Origin of the sequence: Bacillus sp. BB51/4, from assembly GCF_008368845.1 — a bacterium.
In the GTDB taxonomy this organism is placed as follows: Bacteria; Bacillota; Bacilli; order Bacillales; family Bacillaceae_G; genus Bacillus_A; species Bacillus_A wiedmannii.
The window spans coordinates 330,752-348,213 of record NZ_QOSC01000006.1 but is presented as its reverse complement, the minus strand read 5'-3'; the positions used below and the strand labels follow the sequence as shown (position 1 = coordinate 348,213).

General features: G+C 35.7%; 21 protein-coding genes and 1 pseudogene. 18 read left to right on the top strand and 4 right to left on the bottom strand.

Going from position 1 to position 17,462, the window contains the following annotated elements:
* Positions 1–249 (top strand): LPXTG cell wall anchor domain-containing protein (locus DN392_RS07915; protein WP_149238005.1); only part of this gene is annotated, 249 nt, incomplete at its 5' end.
* Positions 250–364: 115 nt separating this feature from the next.
* Here DN392_RS07915 and DN392_RS07910 read toward each other — a convergent pair.
* Both DN392_RS07910 and DN392_RS07905 read right to left on the bottom strand, forming a co-directional pair.
* On the bottom strand, positions 365–970 hold the full coding sequence (locus DN392_RS07910) for a DedA family protein (protein ID WP_000454766.1): 606 nt from the start codon (positions 968–970) through the stop codon (positions 365–367).
* 136 nt (positions 971–1,106) lie between these two features.
* Positions 1,107–1,739 carry a GNAT family N-acetyltransferase gene (locus tag DN392_RS07905; RefSeq protein WP_001099021.1) on the bottom strand — a complete coding sequence of 211 codons (633 nt, stop codon included), beginning with the start codon at positions 1,737–1,739 and terminating at the stop codon, positions 1,107–1,109.
* A gap of 110 nt (positions 1,740–1,849) precedes the next feature.
* Between DN392_RS07905 and DN392_RS07900 the strand changes: the two genes are divergently transcribed.
* Positions 1,850–2,668, top strand: coding sequence for a MerR family transcriptional regulator (locus DN392_RS07900; RefSeq protein ID WP_064449548.1), 819 nt, complete (start codon positions 1,850–1,852; stop codon positions 2,666–2,668).
* 89 nt (positions 2,669–2,757) lie between these two features.
* On the opposite strand, the gene DN392_RS07895 is transcribed toward DN392_RS07900, so the two are convergent.
* Positions 2,758–3,228 (bottom strand): hypothetical protein, encoded by a 471-nt coding sequence (locus tag DN392_RS07895; protein ID WP_000955002.1) that lies wholly within the window; start codon positions 3,226–3,228, stop codon positions 2,758–2,760.
* A 335-nt stretch (positions 3,229–3,563) separates the two neighbouring features.
* Here DN392_RS07895 and DN392_RS07890 point away from each other — a divergent pair, with 335 nt between their 5' ends.
* From DN392_RS07890 to DN392_RS07860, 7 genes and pseudogenes are all read left to right on the top strand, one after another.
* Positions 3,564–5,042, top strand: a complete 1,479-nt coding sequence (locus DN392_RS07890; protein WP_000486647.1) for a SulP family inorganic anion transporter — start codon at positions 3,564–3,566, stop codon at positions 5,040–5,042.
* Between the two features lie 428 nt (positions 5,043–5,470).
* Positions 5,471–6,259, top strand: a complete 789-nt coding sequence (locus DN392_RS07885) for an enoyl-CoA hydratase (RefSeq protein ID WP_000454176.1) — start codon at positions 5,471–5,473, stop codon at positions 6,257–6,259.
* Between the two features lie 113 nt (positions 6,260–6,372).
* A complete protein-coding gene (locus DN392_RS07880; protein ID WP_000720146.1) occupies positions 6,373–6,690 on the top strand; it encodes a hypothetical protein in 318 nt (105 codons plus the stop codon).
* Between the two features lie 17 nt (positions 6,691–6,707).
* Positions 6,708–7,034, top strand: coding sequence for a nucleoside triphosphate pyrophosphohydrolase (locus DN392_RS07875; RefSeq protein WP_001277353.1), 327 nt, complete (start codon positions 6,708–6,710; stop codon positions 7,032–7,034).
* A 149-nt stretch (positions 7,035–7,183) separates the two neighbouring features.
* On the top strand, positions 7,184–8,233 hold the full coding sequence (locus tag DN392_RS07870; RefSeq protein WP_048545609.1) for a M42 family metallopeptidase: 1,050 nt from the start codon (positions 7,184–7,186) through the stop codon (positions 8,231–8,233).
* A gap of 392 nt (positions 8,234–8,625) precedes the next feature.
* Positions 8,626–9,354: pseudogene (locus DN392_RS07865) on the top strand (N-acetylmuramoyl-L-alanine amidase family protein); the annotation flags it as partial.
* Between the two features lie 150 nt (positions 9,355–9,504).
* Positions 9,505–10,458 carry a TRM11 family SAM-dependent methyltransferase gene (locus DN392_RS07860; protein WP_048545605.1) on the top strand — a complete coding sequence of 318 codons (954 nt, stop codon included), beginning with the start codon at positions 9,505–9,507 and terminating at the stop codon, positions 10,456–10,458.
* Between the two features lie 182 nt (positions 10,459–10,640).
* On the opposite strand, the gene DN392_RS07855 is transcribed toward DN392_RS07860, so the two are convergent.
* Complete coding sequence (locus DN392_RS07855) at positions 10,641–10,787, bottom strand: YflJ family protein (protein ID WP_000291377.1); 147 nt, start codon at positions 10,785–10,787, stop codon at positions 10,641–10,643.
* 185 nt (positions 10,788–10,972) lie between these two features.
* On the opposite strand from DN392_RS07855, the gene DN392_RS07850 reads away from it, so the two are divergent.
* The 9 genes from DN392_RS07850 to DN392_RS07810 all read left to right on the top strand — a co-directional run bounded on the left by DN392_RS07850 (position 10,973) and on the right by DN392_RS07810 (position 17,365).
* A complete protein-coding gene (locus DN392_RS07850) occupies positions 10,973–11,434 on the top strand; it encodes a VOC family protein (protein ID WP_000483913.1) in 462 nt (153 codons plus the stop codon).
* A 186-nt stretch (positions 11,435–11,620) separates the two neighbouring features.
* The gene (locus DN392_RS07845) at positions 11,621–12,673 is read left to right on the top strand and encodes a proline racemase family protein (protein WP_096001673.1); all 1,053 of its coding nucleotides are present in this window, start codon (positions 11,621–11,623) and stop codon (positions 12,671–12,673) included.
* A gap of 19 nt (positions 12,674–12,692) precedes the next feature.
* Complete coding sequence (locus DN392_RS07840) at positions 12,693–13,670, top strand: ornithine cyclodeaminase family protein (protein ID WP_000960313.1); 978 nt, start codon at positions 12,693–12,695, stop codon at positions 13,668–13,670.
* A gap of 206 nt (positions 13,671–13,876) precedes the next feature.
* Positions 13,877–14,173, top strand: coding sequence for a WXG100 family type VII secretion target (locus tag DN392_RS07835; protein ID WP_000918588.1), 297 nt, complete (start codon positions 13,877–13,879; stop codon positions 14,171–14,173).
* A gap of 162 nt (positions 14,174–14,335) precedes the next feature.
* Positions 14,336–14,611 carry a TIGR04197 family type VII secretion effector gene (locus tag DN392_RS07830; protein WP_000529668.1) on the top strand — a complete coding sequence of 92 codons (276 nt, stop codon included), beginning with the start codon at positions 14,336–14,338 and terminating at the stop codon, positions 14,609–14,611.
* Positions 14,612–14,651: 40 nt separating this feature from the next.
* Positions 14,652–15,014 carry a DUF3958 family protein gene (locus tag DN392_RS07825; RefSeq protein WP_000532191.1) on the top strand — a complete coding sequence of 121 codons (363 nt, stop codon included), beginning with the start codon at positions 14,652–14,654 and terminating at the stop codon, positions 15,012–15,014.
* Complete coding sequence (locus tag DN392_RS07820; protein WP_048566937.1) at positions 15,011–16,651, top strand: T7SS effector LXG polymorphic toxin; 1,641 nt, start codon at positions 15,011–15,013, stop codon at positions 16,649–16,651. The genes DN392_RS07825 and DN392_RS07820 overlap by 4 nt, the downstream gene beginning before the upstream one ends.
* 24 nt (positions 16,652–16,675) lie before the next feature.
* Complete coding sequence (locus DN392_RS07815; RefSeq protein ID WP_000265785.1) at positions 16,676–17,128, top strand: YrhA family protein; 453 nt, start codon at positions 16,676–16,678, stop codon at positions 17,126–17,128.
* 39 nt (positions 17,129–17,167) lie between these two features.
* Positions 17,168–17,365: a hypothetical protein gene (locus DN392_RS07810; protein ID WP_000964632.1), complete on the top strand. Its 198-nt coding sequence runs from the start codon at positions 17,168–17,170 to the stop codon at positions 17,363–17,365.
* Positions 17,366–17,462 lie beyond the last annotated feature (97 nt).

The following is a 17,462-nucleotide window of genomic DNA, read 5'->3' as shown; positions in this document are numbered from 1 at the left end:
CATGTAAAACCAGAAGAAGAAAAAGTACAAGAAAAAGTACAAGAAAAAGTAGAAGTACAAAACAAGCAAGAGGTACACAGTAAAGTAGAAGTACAAAATAAATCTGAGGTATCATCGAGTGAAGAAAATAATAAGAAATCAAAACTTCTTCCTCAAACAGGTGGAGTATCAACAGAAGCTACTTCTGTTATGGCAGGTATGTTCTTATTACTTTTCGGAGCGATGTTGTTTAGACGTCAGAAAAACTAATGAACATGAGAGTTCGTTTGGAAACAAAATGCATGTAAAAAAAGCGGAGACTATAGGTCTTCGCTTTTTTATTTTCGTACGTAGCTAAGCAGAACTTTACTTATTAAGTATTGTTTTAATTAATACGTTTTAAAATCATATGCTTTATGTTTTTACGAAATCGGGTGATTAGCGTAATGATAATTATACCGAAGAGAATTTTCCATATGTGTTGCCCAAGTATTTGGAAGATCTCTTCTAAATTTTCACCTAACCAATAACCACCGATTAAGAAGAAGGATACCCAAAATAGAGCACCTGAATAAATTGTCATCGCAAAGCGGCGAAATGGTAAGTTGATAATTCCTGCAAAGTATCCTGTGAAATGACGGACGCCTGGGATGAAAAAGGCGATAAAGATTAGAAAGTAGCCGTATGTATCGAACCACATTTTTGTTACATCAATTTTTTTTTGTGTTAAAAATACATATTTTCCGTACTTCTGAATGAAGGGCATGCCTAGTTTATTTCCTAAAAAGTATTGGAATGTCATACCTACACTTGTCCCAATAAAAGATAACATAATTAAAATTGGTAGGCTCAAATCACCTTGGTGTGATAAAAATCCTGCATAGGCTAATGTAGGCTCTCCTGGAAACGGAAGCGCAATATATTCTAAAAGTAAACCGACAAGTACTACATAATATCCATATTGCTGAAATAACTCGTGAATCCATTCCATGTTGTGCGCTCCTTTTAAAGTGAGTTCCCTCTATTTGAATTGACTTGAACGAATAATAGCGGAAGTTTTTTATTTGATCATACTTAATATAGCTCTTTGCTAATTAGCAAAGAGCGCTGAAGTGTATATATTACGATTAGTTAAAGTTATAGCGGTACAAAAATACGTTGAAATCTTCTTCTTTTGGTCCGAAATTAACTGCTTTTTCTTGTATGCGCTGGAAGTTTTGTCTGTCATAAAATTCATAGTTGCATTCATTATCTGTATATAAATATAAAGATGTTACATCTTCTTTTTTCATGTATTGGAATAAATGACTTAGTAAAGACTTCCCAACTCCAAGACCTCTCGATTCTTCGGATACGATAAATAATTGTATACAGCCTTGAAATTGATCTTCTTTTCCTTGAATGAGTTCTTTATAGGTTTTTTGTACTTGTATAAATGCTTTTAAAAATTCTCTATTCTCTTTATTCGTTATGAATAGCTTTAGCGTATGAAAGGCAAAGCTAACGGTATTATGGAATCTCTTTAAACGGTTTTTATCTTTTTCAGAATCGCCTAAAATGACACCGATCACTTTATTATCTTTTTCAGCTACTTTACTGAAGGAACTTTCTAAAATACAACTGTGTAGATAAAAGTTTAATATTGAGTTTAAAAATTTTTTATCGGCAATGAATTTGTTAAACCCAAATGCTTCACCAATTAAATGTTTTATAGGCTCATAGTCTTCTTTAACAAGATTTCTATAGTTTACTGTGTTCATAATTGTATACTCCCTTTATCAATGTAAATGACTTATTATAAATAGTAAGGTCTCCTCTTAGGGGAGAGTCAATAGTTGCATACGAAAAAAATATAAGGGAAGAGATGCAAATGAAAAAATTATTTTCTATTGGAGAAGTTGCAAAAATAAAGGATATTACGATAAAAGCGCTAAGATACTATCATAAGATGGGGATTCTTATTCCAAAACATGTTGATGAATCAACGGGGTATAGATATTATTCTATAGATCAATTTATTCACATTGATATTATAAAAAGCTGTAGAGAGTTGAACACCAGCATAGTAGAGCTCCAAGAGATTTTTAAGGAATGTAATACGGATAAATTGCTACGATTTTTACAATTGAAGAGAGAAGAAGCGGAAGAGCATATAAAGAAAATGAAAGAGGTAATGGAAACGATTGATGACTTACATGCGAAAGTAGTGAGTTCACAGGAAATATTAAAGAATGATGAAATATCTATTGAATTTTTTGAACAGCGTTATGTCGTTGTTGCGCCTTGTAAAGAAGTAGGGAGTTTACAGGAGTTACTGTATTATTCCGATTTAGAGAAAATCGTGCAAGATTATGAAGAGAAGATGGAAATGGAGATGGGGATTCTCTACAACGTAAATGCAAATTGGGATGTAGAACCGAAGTATGTTTTTAATAAAGTACGAGATGATGTACATATGGAAGAAATACAAAATATAAAAGTATTACCGAGCGGAAAATATATAACGTTAGCGTATAGTAAAGAAAATGAGGAAGAACGTCGAAATACCATGATTAAATACATAAAAGAAAATAATATAGAAGTAGAGAGTTTTATTGAAGTGGAGTTAGTTAGTGATATTTTTAATGCGGAGACGTATAGTTGTCAAATTCAAATTTTGATAGGGGATAGTGAGAATAAGAAGTTTTGATGCTATAAATTTAGGGAGACGATCCAAAAAGTCTACTTATTAATAAGAGAGACCATCCCTAAAAAATGGGACGGCCTCCTTAAATCGTATTACTTACGTGAAAATCCTTCTTCATCAAGGTATTCCGCAGCTTCTGGATAAGAGTTGAATGTACCGTCTAAGTTTACACCAGCGTACACGTTCCACATATCATCCTCTTGAATAAGAGTTAGGATGTGACCGTCTTCGTTCTTCCATTCTTCTTCTGCAGCAGGTTCCATTGGTGTAACAATTTCTTCTGGCTCCTGTGATAGACGTTCAATTACTTTTTCAATTAATGAACGCAGTTCTTCTTCTGAAAACTCACGGATGTTAATCATGCCTTTATCATCTGTTTTATAACCTTTAATGAAGTTTGCATATACAAAGCCGTTTCCATTTGGATGTAAGTGATAAACAACGTTCTTTTTATCTAAACGACTTTCTTCAAAGTGAAAGTTCACGCGTTTTAATGATACGTTTTTTCTTTCTAATTCAGGGAAAGATTCAATAATCGATAATTTTTCTTCAAAAGTTAGCATAGTGCCTCCAAATATATAATAAAAGATTTAATTTGTTCATTATAACATAGTTATAATAGTTTCCAAAGGTAAGGAGAGGCTTATAATTGAATGCGTTTACGTCACGATACTGTAAAAAGTGGGCTAACGAATATATTCTTTTAGGTGTACAATGGAACGTGGACTTAATCCCGCATTAACGGGCAGTAAGATTCCCACCTTAAATTTCGACGAATGCGAGGAAGTTAGGTGGGAGATCAACTGCCCGTAAAAGCCCGATTGGTTCAACTAATAATCAGTGGGGGAGGAACACACCCACTGATTAAAGTTTCACTTTATATGAAGGTGGTTATTATATGTTTCAAAAAATAGCAAAGGAATGTTTAGCAGGTTTTACTGTTGCGATTGTTGCGTTGCCACTTGCCATTGCATTTGGTATTGCTGCAACAGGAACGTCTGAGGGAGCACTAGTCGGATTGTATGGTGCGATTTTTGCAGGTTTATTTGCGGCTTTATTTGGCGGGACACCGGGGCAGGTTACCGGGCCAACTGGACCGATTACGGTAATTGCGACAGGGGTAATTGCGACGCACGGGTTAGAGGCGAGTTTTATAGCCTTTATGATGGCGGGACTGTTTCAAATTTTATTCGGTGTATGTAAGCTTGGCTCTTACGTGCGATATATTCCGTATCCTGTCGTTTCAGGATTTATGAACGGTATCGCATTAATTATTATTTTAGGTGAAATAAAGCATGTGCAAAATAGTTTTCTACTCGTAGTATTAACGATTATTGTAATGATTGTTTCTGGAAAATGGATTAAAGCCATTCCATCTAGTTTAGTTGCATTAGTTGGTGTGACGGCTTTGCTTCCTTTATTTTCTTCTGCGTTAGAAGGGCTTACAGTGAAGTTGCCGATTATCGGAAACTTATCATTAAATAAGATGATTGAGAAGATTGGGACGATTCCAGAAGCGATGCCGACACTTCATATTCCATCTTTAAGTGGAACAGGCATCGCAGAACTTATTTTACCAGCGCTTAGTATTGCTTTATTAGGATCGATTGACTCGTTGTTAACATCGGTCGTAATGGATAATGTGACGGGTACACGTCATAAAAGTAATAAAGAACTGGTCGGACAAGGTATCGGTAATATGATGAGCGGGTTGTTTGGCGGATTAGCAGGGGCAGGGGCGACTGTACGATCTATCGTTAATATAAGAAGCGGTGGTAAAACAGCGCTTTCGGCATGTATGCATAGTGTTATATTATTTATTTTCATTATGGGACTTGGATCGGTCGTACAATACATTCCGCTTGCTGTATTATCAGGTATTTTAATTTTAACTGGTATTGGCATGTTTGATTGGGAAAGCATGAAGAAAATGCATGTAGCACCAAAAGGTGATGTCATTGTTATGCTTGTAACGATGGTTGTCACAGTGAAGTTTGATTTAATGATCGCTGTTGCATTCGGTATTATTCTTTCGTTCATGATATACATGGTGAAATGTAAAGAACGTAAAGCTTCTATTGTAAAAGAAAAGGAAGCGACGTATAAAATTAAAGGTCCACTTTCTTTCCTAACAGTGGATCGTGTTTTTCATACTTTACAAGACGTAAAGTCTCCAGTTGTTTTACGTATGAAAGATGTGCGCTATATGGATGTATCAGGAGCGATGGCATTGTTAAACTTTGTTGAGCAATCGGATAAAGTAGGTGCGAGTGTGACGCTAGAACAAGTGCCTGCTCATATTGAAAATACGTTAGTAACGATGGCGAGTAATGAGCAGAAAGATAAATTACAGTTTGTAAAAGCTGAGGCTATATAAAAAAACACCCTCGTATGAGAGTGTTTTTTTATTGTATTCAACATCTTTATATCACAATGTTTTGTGGTCATTGAAGTTTGTTAATCTTAGCATTATAGTAACATTCTAGATTAGGAACGTGATATTATAAAAATGTATATGAATTTTGAGAATTCCTTTTTTCAGAAGGAAGAAAAATGAATTTCTATATTTGATTTTTTATATCAAACTTAAGAATACACCATTTCATTGTAATGGTAAATAGATGGAAAGTATGGATAAACCGACTTTAATTGCTATATTTTTTAACGGAATGGTATGTTTTATACGAGGCTATATACAAATTACGAGATTATTAGACAGAAAATTAAGAAAAAAAGAAGGGTTTTTCACCTGCTTTCTATAATTATATAAGTATAATCTTTATGTAGAAAAGAGGGGTATATATAATGGAAGTAACAAGTAAAACAGAATCTGTCATTGTGAAATATGAAGGGCACGTTGCAACGGTTATGGTCAATCGCCCAGAGGTGTTAAATGCATTAGATGAACCAACGTTAAAAGAGCTATTACAAAAACTGAAAGAAGTTGCGGAGAGTTCAGCGCATATTGTGGTGCTATGCGGGAACGGCCGCGGTTTTTCTGCGGGTGGAGATATTAAATCGATGCTTTCAAGTAATGATGAAAGCAAGTTTGATGGTATTATGAATACTATTTCTGAAGTTGTTGTAACTTTATATACGATGCCGAAGCTTGTGATTAGTGCGATTCATGGACCTACTGCTGGTCTTGGGTTAAGTATTGCGTTAACAGCTGACTATGTGATGGCAGATATATCATCCGTTATTGCGATGAACTTTATTGGAATCGCTTTAATTCCAGATGGTGGCGGCCATTTCTTCCTTCAAAAGCGCGTCGGTGAAAATATGACGAAGCAAATTATTTGGGAAGGAAAGAAATTATCAGCAACAGAAGCGCTTGATATCGGTTTAATTGATGAAGTAATCGGTGAGGATTTCCAAACGGCTGTGAAGCAAAAAATTAGCGAATGGTCACAAAAGCCGATTAAAGCGATGATTCAAACGAAGCAAATTTTATGTGAAGTAAATCGTTCTAATTTAGAACAAACATTGCAACTTGAAAAGCGCGGCCAATATGCGATGAGACAAACAGCGGATCATAAAGAAGGCATTGCTGCATTTTTAGAAAAACGTTTGCCTGCATTTAAAGGGGAATAAAGTGAAATTTGAATTAATGGTAGTTTTACTGCCGGTTAATTTAAGGTAAAGGGGAGAAAGTGCTAACACATTTTAGTATAATTGTGTTAGCACTTTTTTTTTAGGAGTAATGTATGAAGAAAATTATCGGTGTGATCGGCATGATTGTAATAGCATATTATGCTTTACATAGTACACCATCTATGGCGGTGCGAACTGCTTTGTTTTTTGAAGGACATCCAAGCGTTGCGTTTTCTGGCGAGGTGACGAAAGAAAAAGATGTGAAAAAAGAAGCAATTCCAGCTGAGTACCAAACTTTATATAGTAAGGAAGAAGAATCAGAGCACTATTTCTTTCCGCACGTAAGGGCACATGGATCAGGAATTGATATGCTTAGTGCGTGCGTGAAGAAAAAATGGTTTTTCTATAAAGCAGAGCTCGGATGTTATTAAATATAGGAGGTTGAATGATGTCAGCATATAACAAGTTAGTAAGAGATCGTGTTCCAGAGAAGATTTTAATGTCTGGAAAAACATATACAGCACAAAAATTAACAGGACAAGCATACATACAAGCTTTAGCGAAAATTGGAACGGAAGAAATTCGTGAATTTGCTTCTATGAAAGAACGTGAACATGCGCTAGATTCTCTTGCGGATGCACTGGAAGTGATCATTTCATTAGCGCGTGCAGAAGGTGCAACAATTGAAGATGTAGAACGTCTTCGTAAGCAAAAAGAAATAGAGCGCGGTGGATTTGAAAGAGGCATTTATTTGTTGGATGTTTCAGAAGAATAGTTTGATAGAAAGCATAGTGTTTATGAATAACGCTATGTTTTTTTGTTAAAGCGAATTTTAATACAATTTAGAAAATTAAGCTATATGAGTAGAGGATTTATAGTAAATTCGGTATACTGAATAGTAGAGAAAATGAGGAGGAAACGACAATGGCACATCATACGAAAGAAACGATGGAACTTATTAAGGAGCTTGTCTCTATTCCGAGTCCGTCTGGAAATACAGAGAAAATCATTCGTTTTATTGAAAACTATGTAAGTGAGTGGAACGTAGAAACGAAGCGTAACAATAAAGGCGCTCTTATTTTAACGGTAAAAGGGAAAAATGATGCACAGCACCGTTTATTAACGGCACACGTTGATACGTTAGGGGCGATGGTGAAAGAAATTAAGCCTGACGGTCGTCTAAGTCTTTCTATGATTGGCGGATTTCGCTGGAACTCTGTAGAGGGGGAATATTGCGAAATTGAAACATCAAGCGGTAAGACTTATACAGGAACGATTTTAATGCATCAAACATCTGTGCATGTATATAAAGATGCAGGTGAAGCGAAACGCGACGAGAAAAATATTGAGGTTCGTATTGATGAGCGTGTCTTTTCAGCTGATGAAGTACGTGAATTAGGAATTGAAGTAGGAGACTTCGTTTCATTCGATCCGCGCGTTCAAATTACAGAGAGTGGATACATAAAATCACGTCATTTAGATGACAAAGTAAGTGTTGCGATTTTATTAAAATTAATTAAGAGATTACAAGACGAAAACGTAACATTACCATATACAACGCATTTCTTAATTTCTAATAATGAAGAGATTGGATACGGTGGTAACTCTAACATTCCAGAAGAAACGGTTGAGTATTTAGCGGTTGATATGGGAGCGTTAGGTGATGGTCAAGCATCTGACGAATATACAGTATCTATTTGTGCAAAAGACTCTAGCGGTCCGTATCATTATGCACTGCGTAAACATTTAGTAGAGCTTGCGAAAACGAACAATATTGAATATAAAGTAGATATTTATCCATACTATGGATCGGATGCATCAGCTGCGATTCACGCTGGATTTGATGTGAAACATGCATTAATTGGAGCGGGTATTGATTCTTCTCATGCATTTGAGCGTACACATGAAAGTTCGATTGCACATACAGAAGCGTTAGTATATGCATATGTAATGTCTCATTTAATTGAAGAATAATTTCATAGAAAATAGAGAGGGCTGATTAAAAATATTATTTTTAATCAGCTTTTCATTTGGTGGGTAATTAATCGCTTTTTGAAATGTATTTATATTTATTATTCCTTATATGTTTATTTTAATAATATAGATAGGAAACGTATTTACTACAGTGATTGAATGTTATAAACTATTATAGGAGTTATTTACCAGTTAATATTTTTAATATTATTTTTATGAAGTACAAGGCAATAGCTGCTGGTATGTTAGCAGCAAGTTTACTAGCTTATCCAGTTAGTAGTTTAGCAGAAACGAAGAAGTTTTCAGATGTTCGAGACGACTCATTTGCAAAAGACGCAATTTACTATTTAGTAGATCGAGATGTAATTAGCGGTATGACAAGTGATACGTTTGCGCAAAAAGTAGTAGTTATTGAAGAAAAAGATAGCTGGATTCGTATCCGTACAAATAGTGGCTTCCAATGGGTGGATACAAATCAATTAAACCCAGTAAAACAAGAAAACTTCTTAGAAGGTAAAGCAATTATTATTGATCCAGGTCACGGTGGAATTGACTCGGGTAATGTTGGTTATTATGAGGAAGAAAGTAAAATCGTATTAGACACATCTTTACGATTACAAAAAATATTTGAGAAAAAGACACCATTTACTGTTAAGTTAACACGTACGAACGATACACGCCCAGGAGTAGATTCTGGCGATTCTTTAAGAAAAAGAGTAGAATTTGCTAATGAAAATAAGGGTGATATCTTCGTAAGTATTCACGGTAACGGTTCTACAGGTAAAGATGGACACGGTACAGAAACATTCTATTATGCAGCAGCACCGACAAAATCAACGAACCCGTATACGGAAGACAGTCGCTTATTAGCAGACAAAATTCAAAAACGCCTTGTAGCAGCACTTGGGACATATGACCGTGGTGTGAAAAAGGATATTTGGTACGTAGTAAAATACAATACAATGCCAGCTGTATTAACAGAATTAGCATTTGTAGATAATAAAAGTGATGCAGATAAAATTGCTACACCAAAACAGAGACAAGCTGCAGCAGAAGCAATTTATCAAGGTATTTTAGATTACTATGAAGCAAAGGGGAATAACGTATCTTCTTTCCGTTAATAAATCAAAAGAGATTGCCAATAGGCAGTCTCTTTTATTTATTAACGTTTCTCTTTATTTCCGGCATGTGATATCATTTAATTTTACGTAAAAAAGATATTCGAATAATTGTAATCATAATAATTTTAAACGATAAAGGATGATAATAGATTGAGTAATCATAGTACAACACCTGCATGTATATATACGTATGCATTTCGTGAGGAGGAGCGTGCTTTATGTTATTTGGAAATGCGCTCGTTCTTTGGAATGGAGTCTCACGTTAATATTTTGAAAAGTGATGTTAAAATTGACCCGAGTAGAAGTGCATTTATTAAAGAGCGCGTTGAGGTTATGTATGAAGGAGACGACTTAGAAAGTATTTTAAAACAAGTGGAACAAATTGATTTGGCGGGAGCGTCGTTTAAAGTTATCTTCGTTAAAATCAATGACCTGGTTGGAGAAAATAAAATTGAATATGGGGAAAGACGTCTCATTGAACGAGACCTGGGCATGCATATTGAAGGAGAAGCGGATGTTCGTAATCCAGAGCGTGTATTCGGGATTGTTCCTCTTGGAGGACGCTGGTACTTCGGACATTATGTAGAAAGTGAACCAGTTTGGTATCATCACATAAAAAAACCGCATAGTTATTCGACATCTCTTAGCACACGTGTTGCGAGATCGGTTGCAAATATCGCTGTACCAAATCCAGATGGAGTAAGAGCAATTGACCCGTGCTGCGGTATTGGAACAGTAGTAGTAGAAGCACTTTCTATGGGAATTAACATCGTTGGTAGAGATATAAACCCACTTGTAGTTCTTGGGACGAGAAAAAACATTGCACATTTCGGGTTTGAAGGAACAGTAACAAAAGGTCCAATCGAGGAAATTACTGAGAACTACGATGTTGCCATTATCGATATGCCGTACGACTTATTTACGCATGCAACACCAGAAGACCAGTTCTCCATTCTTTCAAGCGCGCGCCGCATCGCTAAAAAGGTAGTCGTTGTCACGATGGAAACAATGGACGACATGATTCATGAAGCAGGATTTGAAATTACAGATCGCTGTATTACAAGAAAAGGATCATTTACTAGACAAATTCTTGTTTGTGAATAAGAAAGGAAGGTCACCCGTTTGGGTGACCTTTTTTGTTTGATATTGATGTGTGATTGGTTGGTAGTTTAGATAGATGAATTAGCGAAATTTGTCGGTAAGTCGATATTCCATGGCGAATCGTCGATAAATTTAAAAAATCGCTGATATATTCCGAGAATCGTAGATATCGTTACATTAGTATATTACTGTTCTTTTAATTTCTCTTGTTGTACAAGTAATAAATTGCGTAAAACGTGTCCGCGGTAACTTTCTAGTTTTCGTCCTTCATGATAGCGCACACCTAATTTTTTTAATTCAGCTACGTACCAGCCTTTTGTTCCGTAGTACATTAGATCACTTCCTTTTTGCTTTTGAACAGTATATGTGGAGGGGGGAGAGAATTTTCTTTTTTATTCAGCATTAGTGCTACAAATTTGAAAAACATGTAAGAAGAATATGATATCACTTCTATTTTTAGTTTATAAAAATAGGCTTCATAGTAAGAATTTCTAAAAATATAAAGGGGGAATATGCTTTGTTTCCAGGTACTTTATATGAAACACATGTTAAAACAAGAAATTTAGAAGTAGCAAAAGAATTTTATACTAAACTTGGATTATTTCATGCTCGTACAATTGAAGAACGACGTGTAGCATTCTTTTGGTTTGATAAAGATAATAAGAAGGAACAAATGCTGGGCATTTGGGAGGTATCAGAAGAGGAATTCCATAAAAGTCACTTTGCATTCAAGGTTAATTATGAAGAAATCATTCATGCAAGAGAATGGCTTCTTAATAAAGGAATAAAACCAAGAGCTGCTTTCGGTCTTGAACCGTCTGAGCCTATGGTTCAGACGTGGACACCTACTGCGAATCTTTATTTTTATGATCCTGACGGTAATTCTTTAGAGTTTCTATGCTTACTTCCTGAAAAGAAAAACGTAAAACAAGATGTCATGTATTTAAGTGAGTGGGAAAAATTACCGAGTGAAATATAAATTTGATATTGGCTCAAATCCCGCAAAATAATTTAAAAAGGAACCATAACTTTGCTCAAGTAGTGACGTTATGGCTTTTTTGTTTTGTGCGGGCTAAGAGTCACTCACTGTCTACTGTATAAAAAAATAGACAGTAGTGTATGCTTTTTTTTACAATGTATACAAATTTATACCCTATGCGTTGGCATGATATTTGCAATAAAAATAGTATCAACATATAGGGGAGAGATAGAAATGAAGGTTAGTAAAGTGTACACGACAATTGATGCTCACGTAGCTGGGGAACCGCTTCGAATTATTACAGGTGGCGTGCCAGAAATAAAAGGAGAAACGCAGCTAGAAAGACGCGCATACTGTATGGAGAATTTGGACCATCTTCGCGAAGTTCTTATGTATGAACCGAGAGGACATCATGGTATGTACGGTTGTATTATTACTCCGCCTGCAAGTGCTCACGCTGATTTTGGCGTATTATTTATGCATAATGAAGGTTGGAGTACGATGTGTGGTCATGGCATTATCGCTGTTATTACAGTCGGAATTGAAACAGGTATGTTTGAAGTGACAGGTGAGAAACAAAAGTTCATTATTGATAGCCCTGCTGGGGAAGTGGTTGCGTACGCAAAATATAACGGGAGCGAAGTAGAGTCCGTATCATTTGAGAATGTCCCTTCATTTGTATACAAAAAAGACGTTCCTATTAAAATAGATAACTATGAATTTCAAGTAGATATCGCGTTTGGCGGGGCTTTTTACGCTGTTGTGGATAGTAAAGAATTCGGTTTAAAAGTGGATTTTAAAGATTTACCTGCTATTCAAACGTGGGGCGGTAAAATTAAACGCTATATTGAGAGTCAAATGGAAGTAAAGCACCCACTGGAAGAAGATTTAAAAGGAATATACGGCGTTATTTTCTCAGATGAACCGAAAGAAAAAGATGCAACTTTACGAAATGTAACAATTTTCGCTGATGGGCAAGTAGATCGTTCTCCTTGTGGCACGGGAACTTCCGCAAGAATCGCAACTCTTTTTGAAAGAGATGCTTTACAGAAGGGAGGAATTTTCGTCCACGAATGCATTACTGACGGGAAATTCGAGGGAGAAGTATTGTCGGTAACAGTGGTAGATACATATGAAGCTGTCGTTCCGAAAGTAACGGGTCATGCATTTATTACAGGGTTTCATCAGTTCGTTGTAGATCCGAGAGATGATTTGAATCGGGGATTTTTGTTAGGATAGAAGGAGGAGGTGGAAAGATATGCTAGTCATAAGCGCGAACGAACAACGAAACTTAGTAAATATGAACGAAGTCATTGAATACGCGGCGCTTGCTTTAAAAGAATTTTCCGCAGAAAGAACGATCACGCCGATTCGCGGCTCATTACCATTTGCGAACGAGCAAAATACGGCATTAATTATGCCTTCCGTAGCGGAAGGGCTTGAGGCACTTGGCTTAAAAGTAGTAACAGTAGTCCCCGAGAACAAAAAGATAGGAAAGAAAACGATAAACGGGATTGTGATGCTATCAGACTTTCAAACGGGAGAACCGCTCGCACTTTTAGAAGGATCCTACTTAACAATGATTCGAACAGGCGCCCTATCAGGAGTAGCGACGAAACATTTAGCTCGTCATAACGCCAAAACTTTATGCATAATCGGGACAGGAGAACAGGCGAAGGGAATTGCTGAAGCTGTATTTGCGGTAAGAGATATCGAAAAAGTCATTTTATACAATCGAACAGAAGAAAAAGCGTATGCATTTGCGCAATATATACAAGAGAGATTCAATAAACCAGCTTATGTTCACACAAATGCAAATGAAGCAATAAGCGAAGCAGACATCATCGTCACAACTACGAACGCATCCACACCGGTCTTCTCAGAAAAACTACAAAAAGGCGTCCACATAAACGCCGTCGGCTCATTCAGACCGAACATGCAAGAACTACCATCCCACGCCATCGCAAGCGCAAACAAAGTAGTAGTCGAATCAAAAGAAGCAGCACTAGAAGAAACAGGTGACCTTCAAGTTCCGATACAAGAAGGTTTATTTGAGGCAAGCAACATTTACGCCGAGCTTGGTCAAATTATAAGTGGTGAAAGAGCTGGTAGAGAGAACGATGAAGAGATTACTGTTTTTAAATCGGTTGGTTTGGCGGTAGTGGATATTATCGTTGCGAAGTATTTGTATGAGAAAGCGGTGGAGAGTGGCGTGGGGAATAGGATTGAGTTTTGAGAGACTGCCTTTTGGTGGTCTTTTTTTGCGTAAAATCTTGTAAAGCAAGAAAGAGTAGAGTATTTCATGATTAGAATTGAATATTAATATTCTAATATTCAATAGAAAGATAAAATATTTTAAAATTCATAATAAAATATTATAATATATTTAGTAAAATTAACCAATTTATATTTTGCTCATTATGTATTAAAGGGGAAATGAAAATGGCTGGACAAATTCGCATGTCACCAGAGGAGCTTAAATCGAAAGCGGCTCGATATGGACAAGGTGCAAATCAAATTGAGGACATTTTAAGTCAACTACAAAACCTACAAAATGAATTAAGAGGAGAATGGGAAGGGCGTGCTTTTGAAGGTTTTGACCAACAGTTCAATGAATTAAAGCCAAAAGTACAAAACTTTGCACAGCTATTGCAAGAAATTAATATGCAACTGAATAAAACTGCAGAGGCTGTTGCTTCTCATGATGAAGAATTATCACGTAATTTCGGTTTGAAATAAAAATTGTTTTACTCTATATAACAAGCATTTCAAATGAGCCATACAGCTTATAGTGTATGGCTCATTTGATTGCATGCCTAGAGCGAGTGATATTGATAGGGATATATATTTAATGAGATTTCTTTGATGCATTTGGAAAACTTATAGAAAGGGTTTGAAAGAATGGGACAATTTCAAAGTAATTTACAAACAGCAACGCAAATTGCTACGAAAATGGGATCAGCCTCTGATAGGATTCAAAGTGCAACCAGTCGTTCTATAACAAAGGCGACGCGTACAACGTTGTCTGTTAATTTCAAAGCACAAGAAGCGAATCAGCAAGTTTTAGACTTGACGAAACAATTTTCCGATGCCTTTCAACAAGCGGTTGATAATATTCATTCGGTATCTAATGAATTTGAGAGAATGGATAACGAACTTCACAACACTTTTCGCTAATGTGACAACCTACGTAAAGTAAAATAGTAGGAGGAAAAAGATGGGTCGAGATATTGAAAACAAAATTAAAGAGTTAAATCTAAAGTTACGAAATGTATTTGAAGAACAGGACCGAAATCAATTCGCGATTCAAGCTCAGGAACAAGCGGAAGCAGATTTTTATGAATGTAGAAGTCGAAATCGTCGTTTGTTTGATCGAATTTTAGGAACTTGGCATGGTGATAGAGAAATGTCTCAGTTTTTTATGAATACGTATCAAGATGCACAACATATTGAACGAAAAGTCACATTTGAATTGGAAAACAAAAAAGAAACGTTGCTTAAAGAAAGACGAGACCTTAGTGATTTAGAAAACGATCTTTCCTATCAACAACAACAATTAGCAAGGGAGGTCAATGCATGAGTTTAAATATGTATTTGGGAGAAGTACAAAGCCAAACTCAAAGCATGAATGCTGTATGTACCGCTACCATTCAAGGTATGGAACAAGCCATTCAGTCGATTGACGCTTTTGCAATTGATACTGTTCTACAAGGACAAACTTATAGCAGTGCAAAATCATTTTTTGTACAAACCTTTCGTCCTTTAGCGCAAGGCATCATTTATCTGTGTGAAGAGTTAATTCGTCAGAACGATGCTTTTCCAAGTCAATTTCAATCACAAGTCGCTTCCACAGATGTAATTGAACAAGAAATATTAGAACAAATTCGGGAAATTGACCGAATGATAGCAAGTACAGAAGCACTCAATCAAACTATGCCAATTCCAGGTATGGACGCTATGGTAAATCTTTTTACTGTCATGAGGCAAAAACTGCAAGAAAAATTAGAACATCTATATGAATTTAATTATACTTCTAGTAGTAATTATGATACAGCACTTCAACTAGCTGCTAGTATCGCACAAGGTTTAGCAGAGGTACAAAGTGGAAAAGGCTTTAGTCCTGCAAGTGGTACATTTAGTACGCAAGGGTTGAATATGGAGTGGACAACTTCAATTCAAGCGATTACAGAAGAGAGGGCACGACAAGCTGCCAATTCAATTGAAAAAGGTGAAATGTGTGGGAAGCTACCTGAAAAATCTACTGGTGAAAAAATTTGGGACGGTATTGTAGATGGTACGGGACAAGCAGTTAGCGATACAATAGACGGAATAAAAGCTTTAGGAGATTGGGAAACGTGGGAAAACATGGGGAACGCTGCTTTGCACCCTATTGATACCCTCAGTACGATGTATAATGTATTGTCAGATTCATTTATTAATGATGTAATAAATGGAGATGCTGAAAGTCGTGCTAAATGGGGAAGTTATGCTTTAACACAAGTTGGATTAGGACTTATTGGTGATAAAGGATTAAGTAAAGTATCGAAGGTAGCAACTACTGCAAATCTAACAAAAGGTATGTCCAGAGTAACTAATTCTGCTAAATATAGAAATGCAATAAACGTATTAAATAATTTTAATTTAAACATTGGAAACCGTTTTGCTTATGCTGGTATTGGGGGAAGTTCTTTAAAATCTAGCTTTATTGATACTTATCAAACAGCTAAGGATAAGCTATCACCTTATCAATATACTAAGAGGACTATGGATGGTGACGTTTTTGTTGGTAAATTATATGGAGAAGATGTAATTCTTAAAGATGTTAAAGTTGATGAAATTACTTACTCTAAGAGAACTCGAGAAGAAGCTGAACAACTTCGGAAGGAATTTGATAGGAGTGTGAGAAAAGATTTTCTTAATGCATTGGTAAATGATCCTGTTAAACTGAAAGAACTCAAAAAAGCGGGAATAACAGATGCTGATATAGAAAGGATGAAAAGAGGAAACAATCCAAAAGGGTGGCAAGTACATCATAACCTTCCTTTAGATGATGGAGGAACAAACGACTTTGGAAATTTAACATTAATACAAAATCATCCATATCATAAAGCTATAACTAATACACAACGTACGTTAACTAGACACTTACAAGAGGGAGATAGTGTAGACGTAAGCTGGCCTATACCAAAACATAACATCTATCCTAAGGGAGAATAAATAAACTTAGAAAGGGATTTTTATATGTGGAAAAATCTGATTTTAGAAATTGAAAAAATAGAGAAAAGTTTTAATGATAAACTGAATACACCAGCAACAGATAGTGAAGTTAAGAAATTAAGAGAACGCATGAAAAAGAGTTTTAATGTTGACCTACCGAGTGAATATGAGGAGTTTCTTAAAACTGTAAATGGATTAGATTTTAACGGGCTAGTACTTTATGGAGTTGACTCTTATTTGTTAGATACAGAAAGGGACGAATCAATTTGCGGGCTTATAGAAACCAATGAGATTTGGTATGAAAATGAATTTCAAAAAGAGTATCTTTTCTTTGGCGATTCAAATATTGCGTGGTTTTGTAAGAGCTTATTAGACGGTACTTATTTAGAACTTGATAAACCATCAGGTACGGTAATGAACACATATAATGATTTTAATACAATGCTTGAGGAAGCGTTAAAAATAACTCTTCTTTAATAGAAGGTATTAAAAATTATGTTTCATTTTTGAAAGAATATGTTGTGGCAGACAGAAGTATCCGTTCTAAACAAAAAGCTATTTTCTATTATAATACTACTTGTAGTTGCTATTTTATCTCCTTACAACTTATTTAAAAAGATTTATTTTATTATTGGTGTTCTTATTATTGGCGCAATTTCACTTGGTGCAAATAAACTCTTTGAACTGGTACACAGTAAATTTAATAAGAAATGATATTACTTATGTGATAGGGAAATTCCCCTCTAAATCTTTAAGGATTTAGAGGGGAATTTCCACAATATGATTTTACAGGATTACGTGGAACTAAATT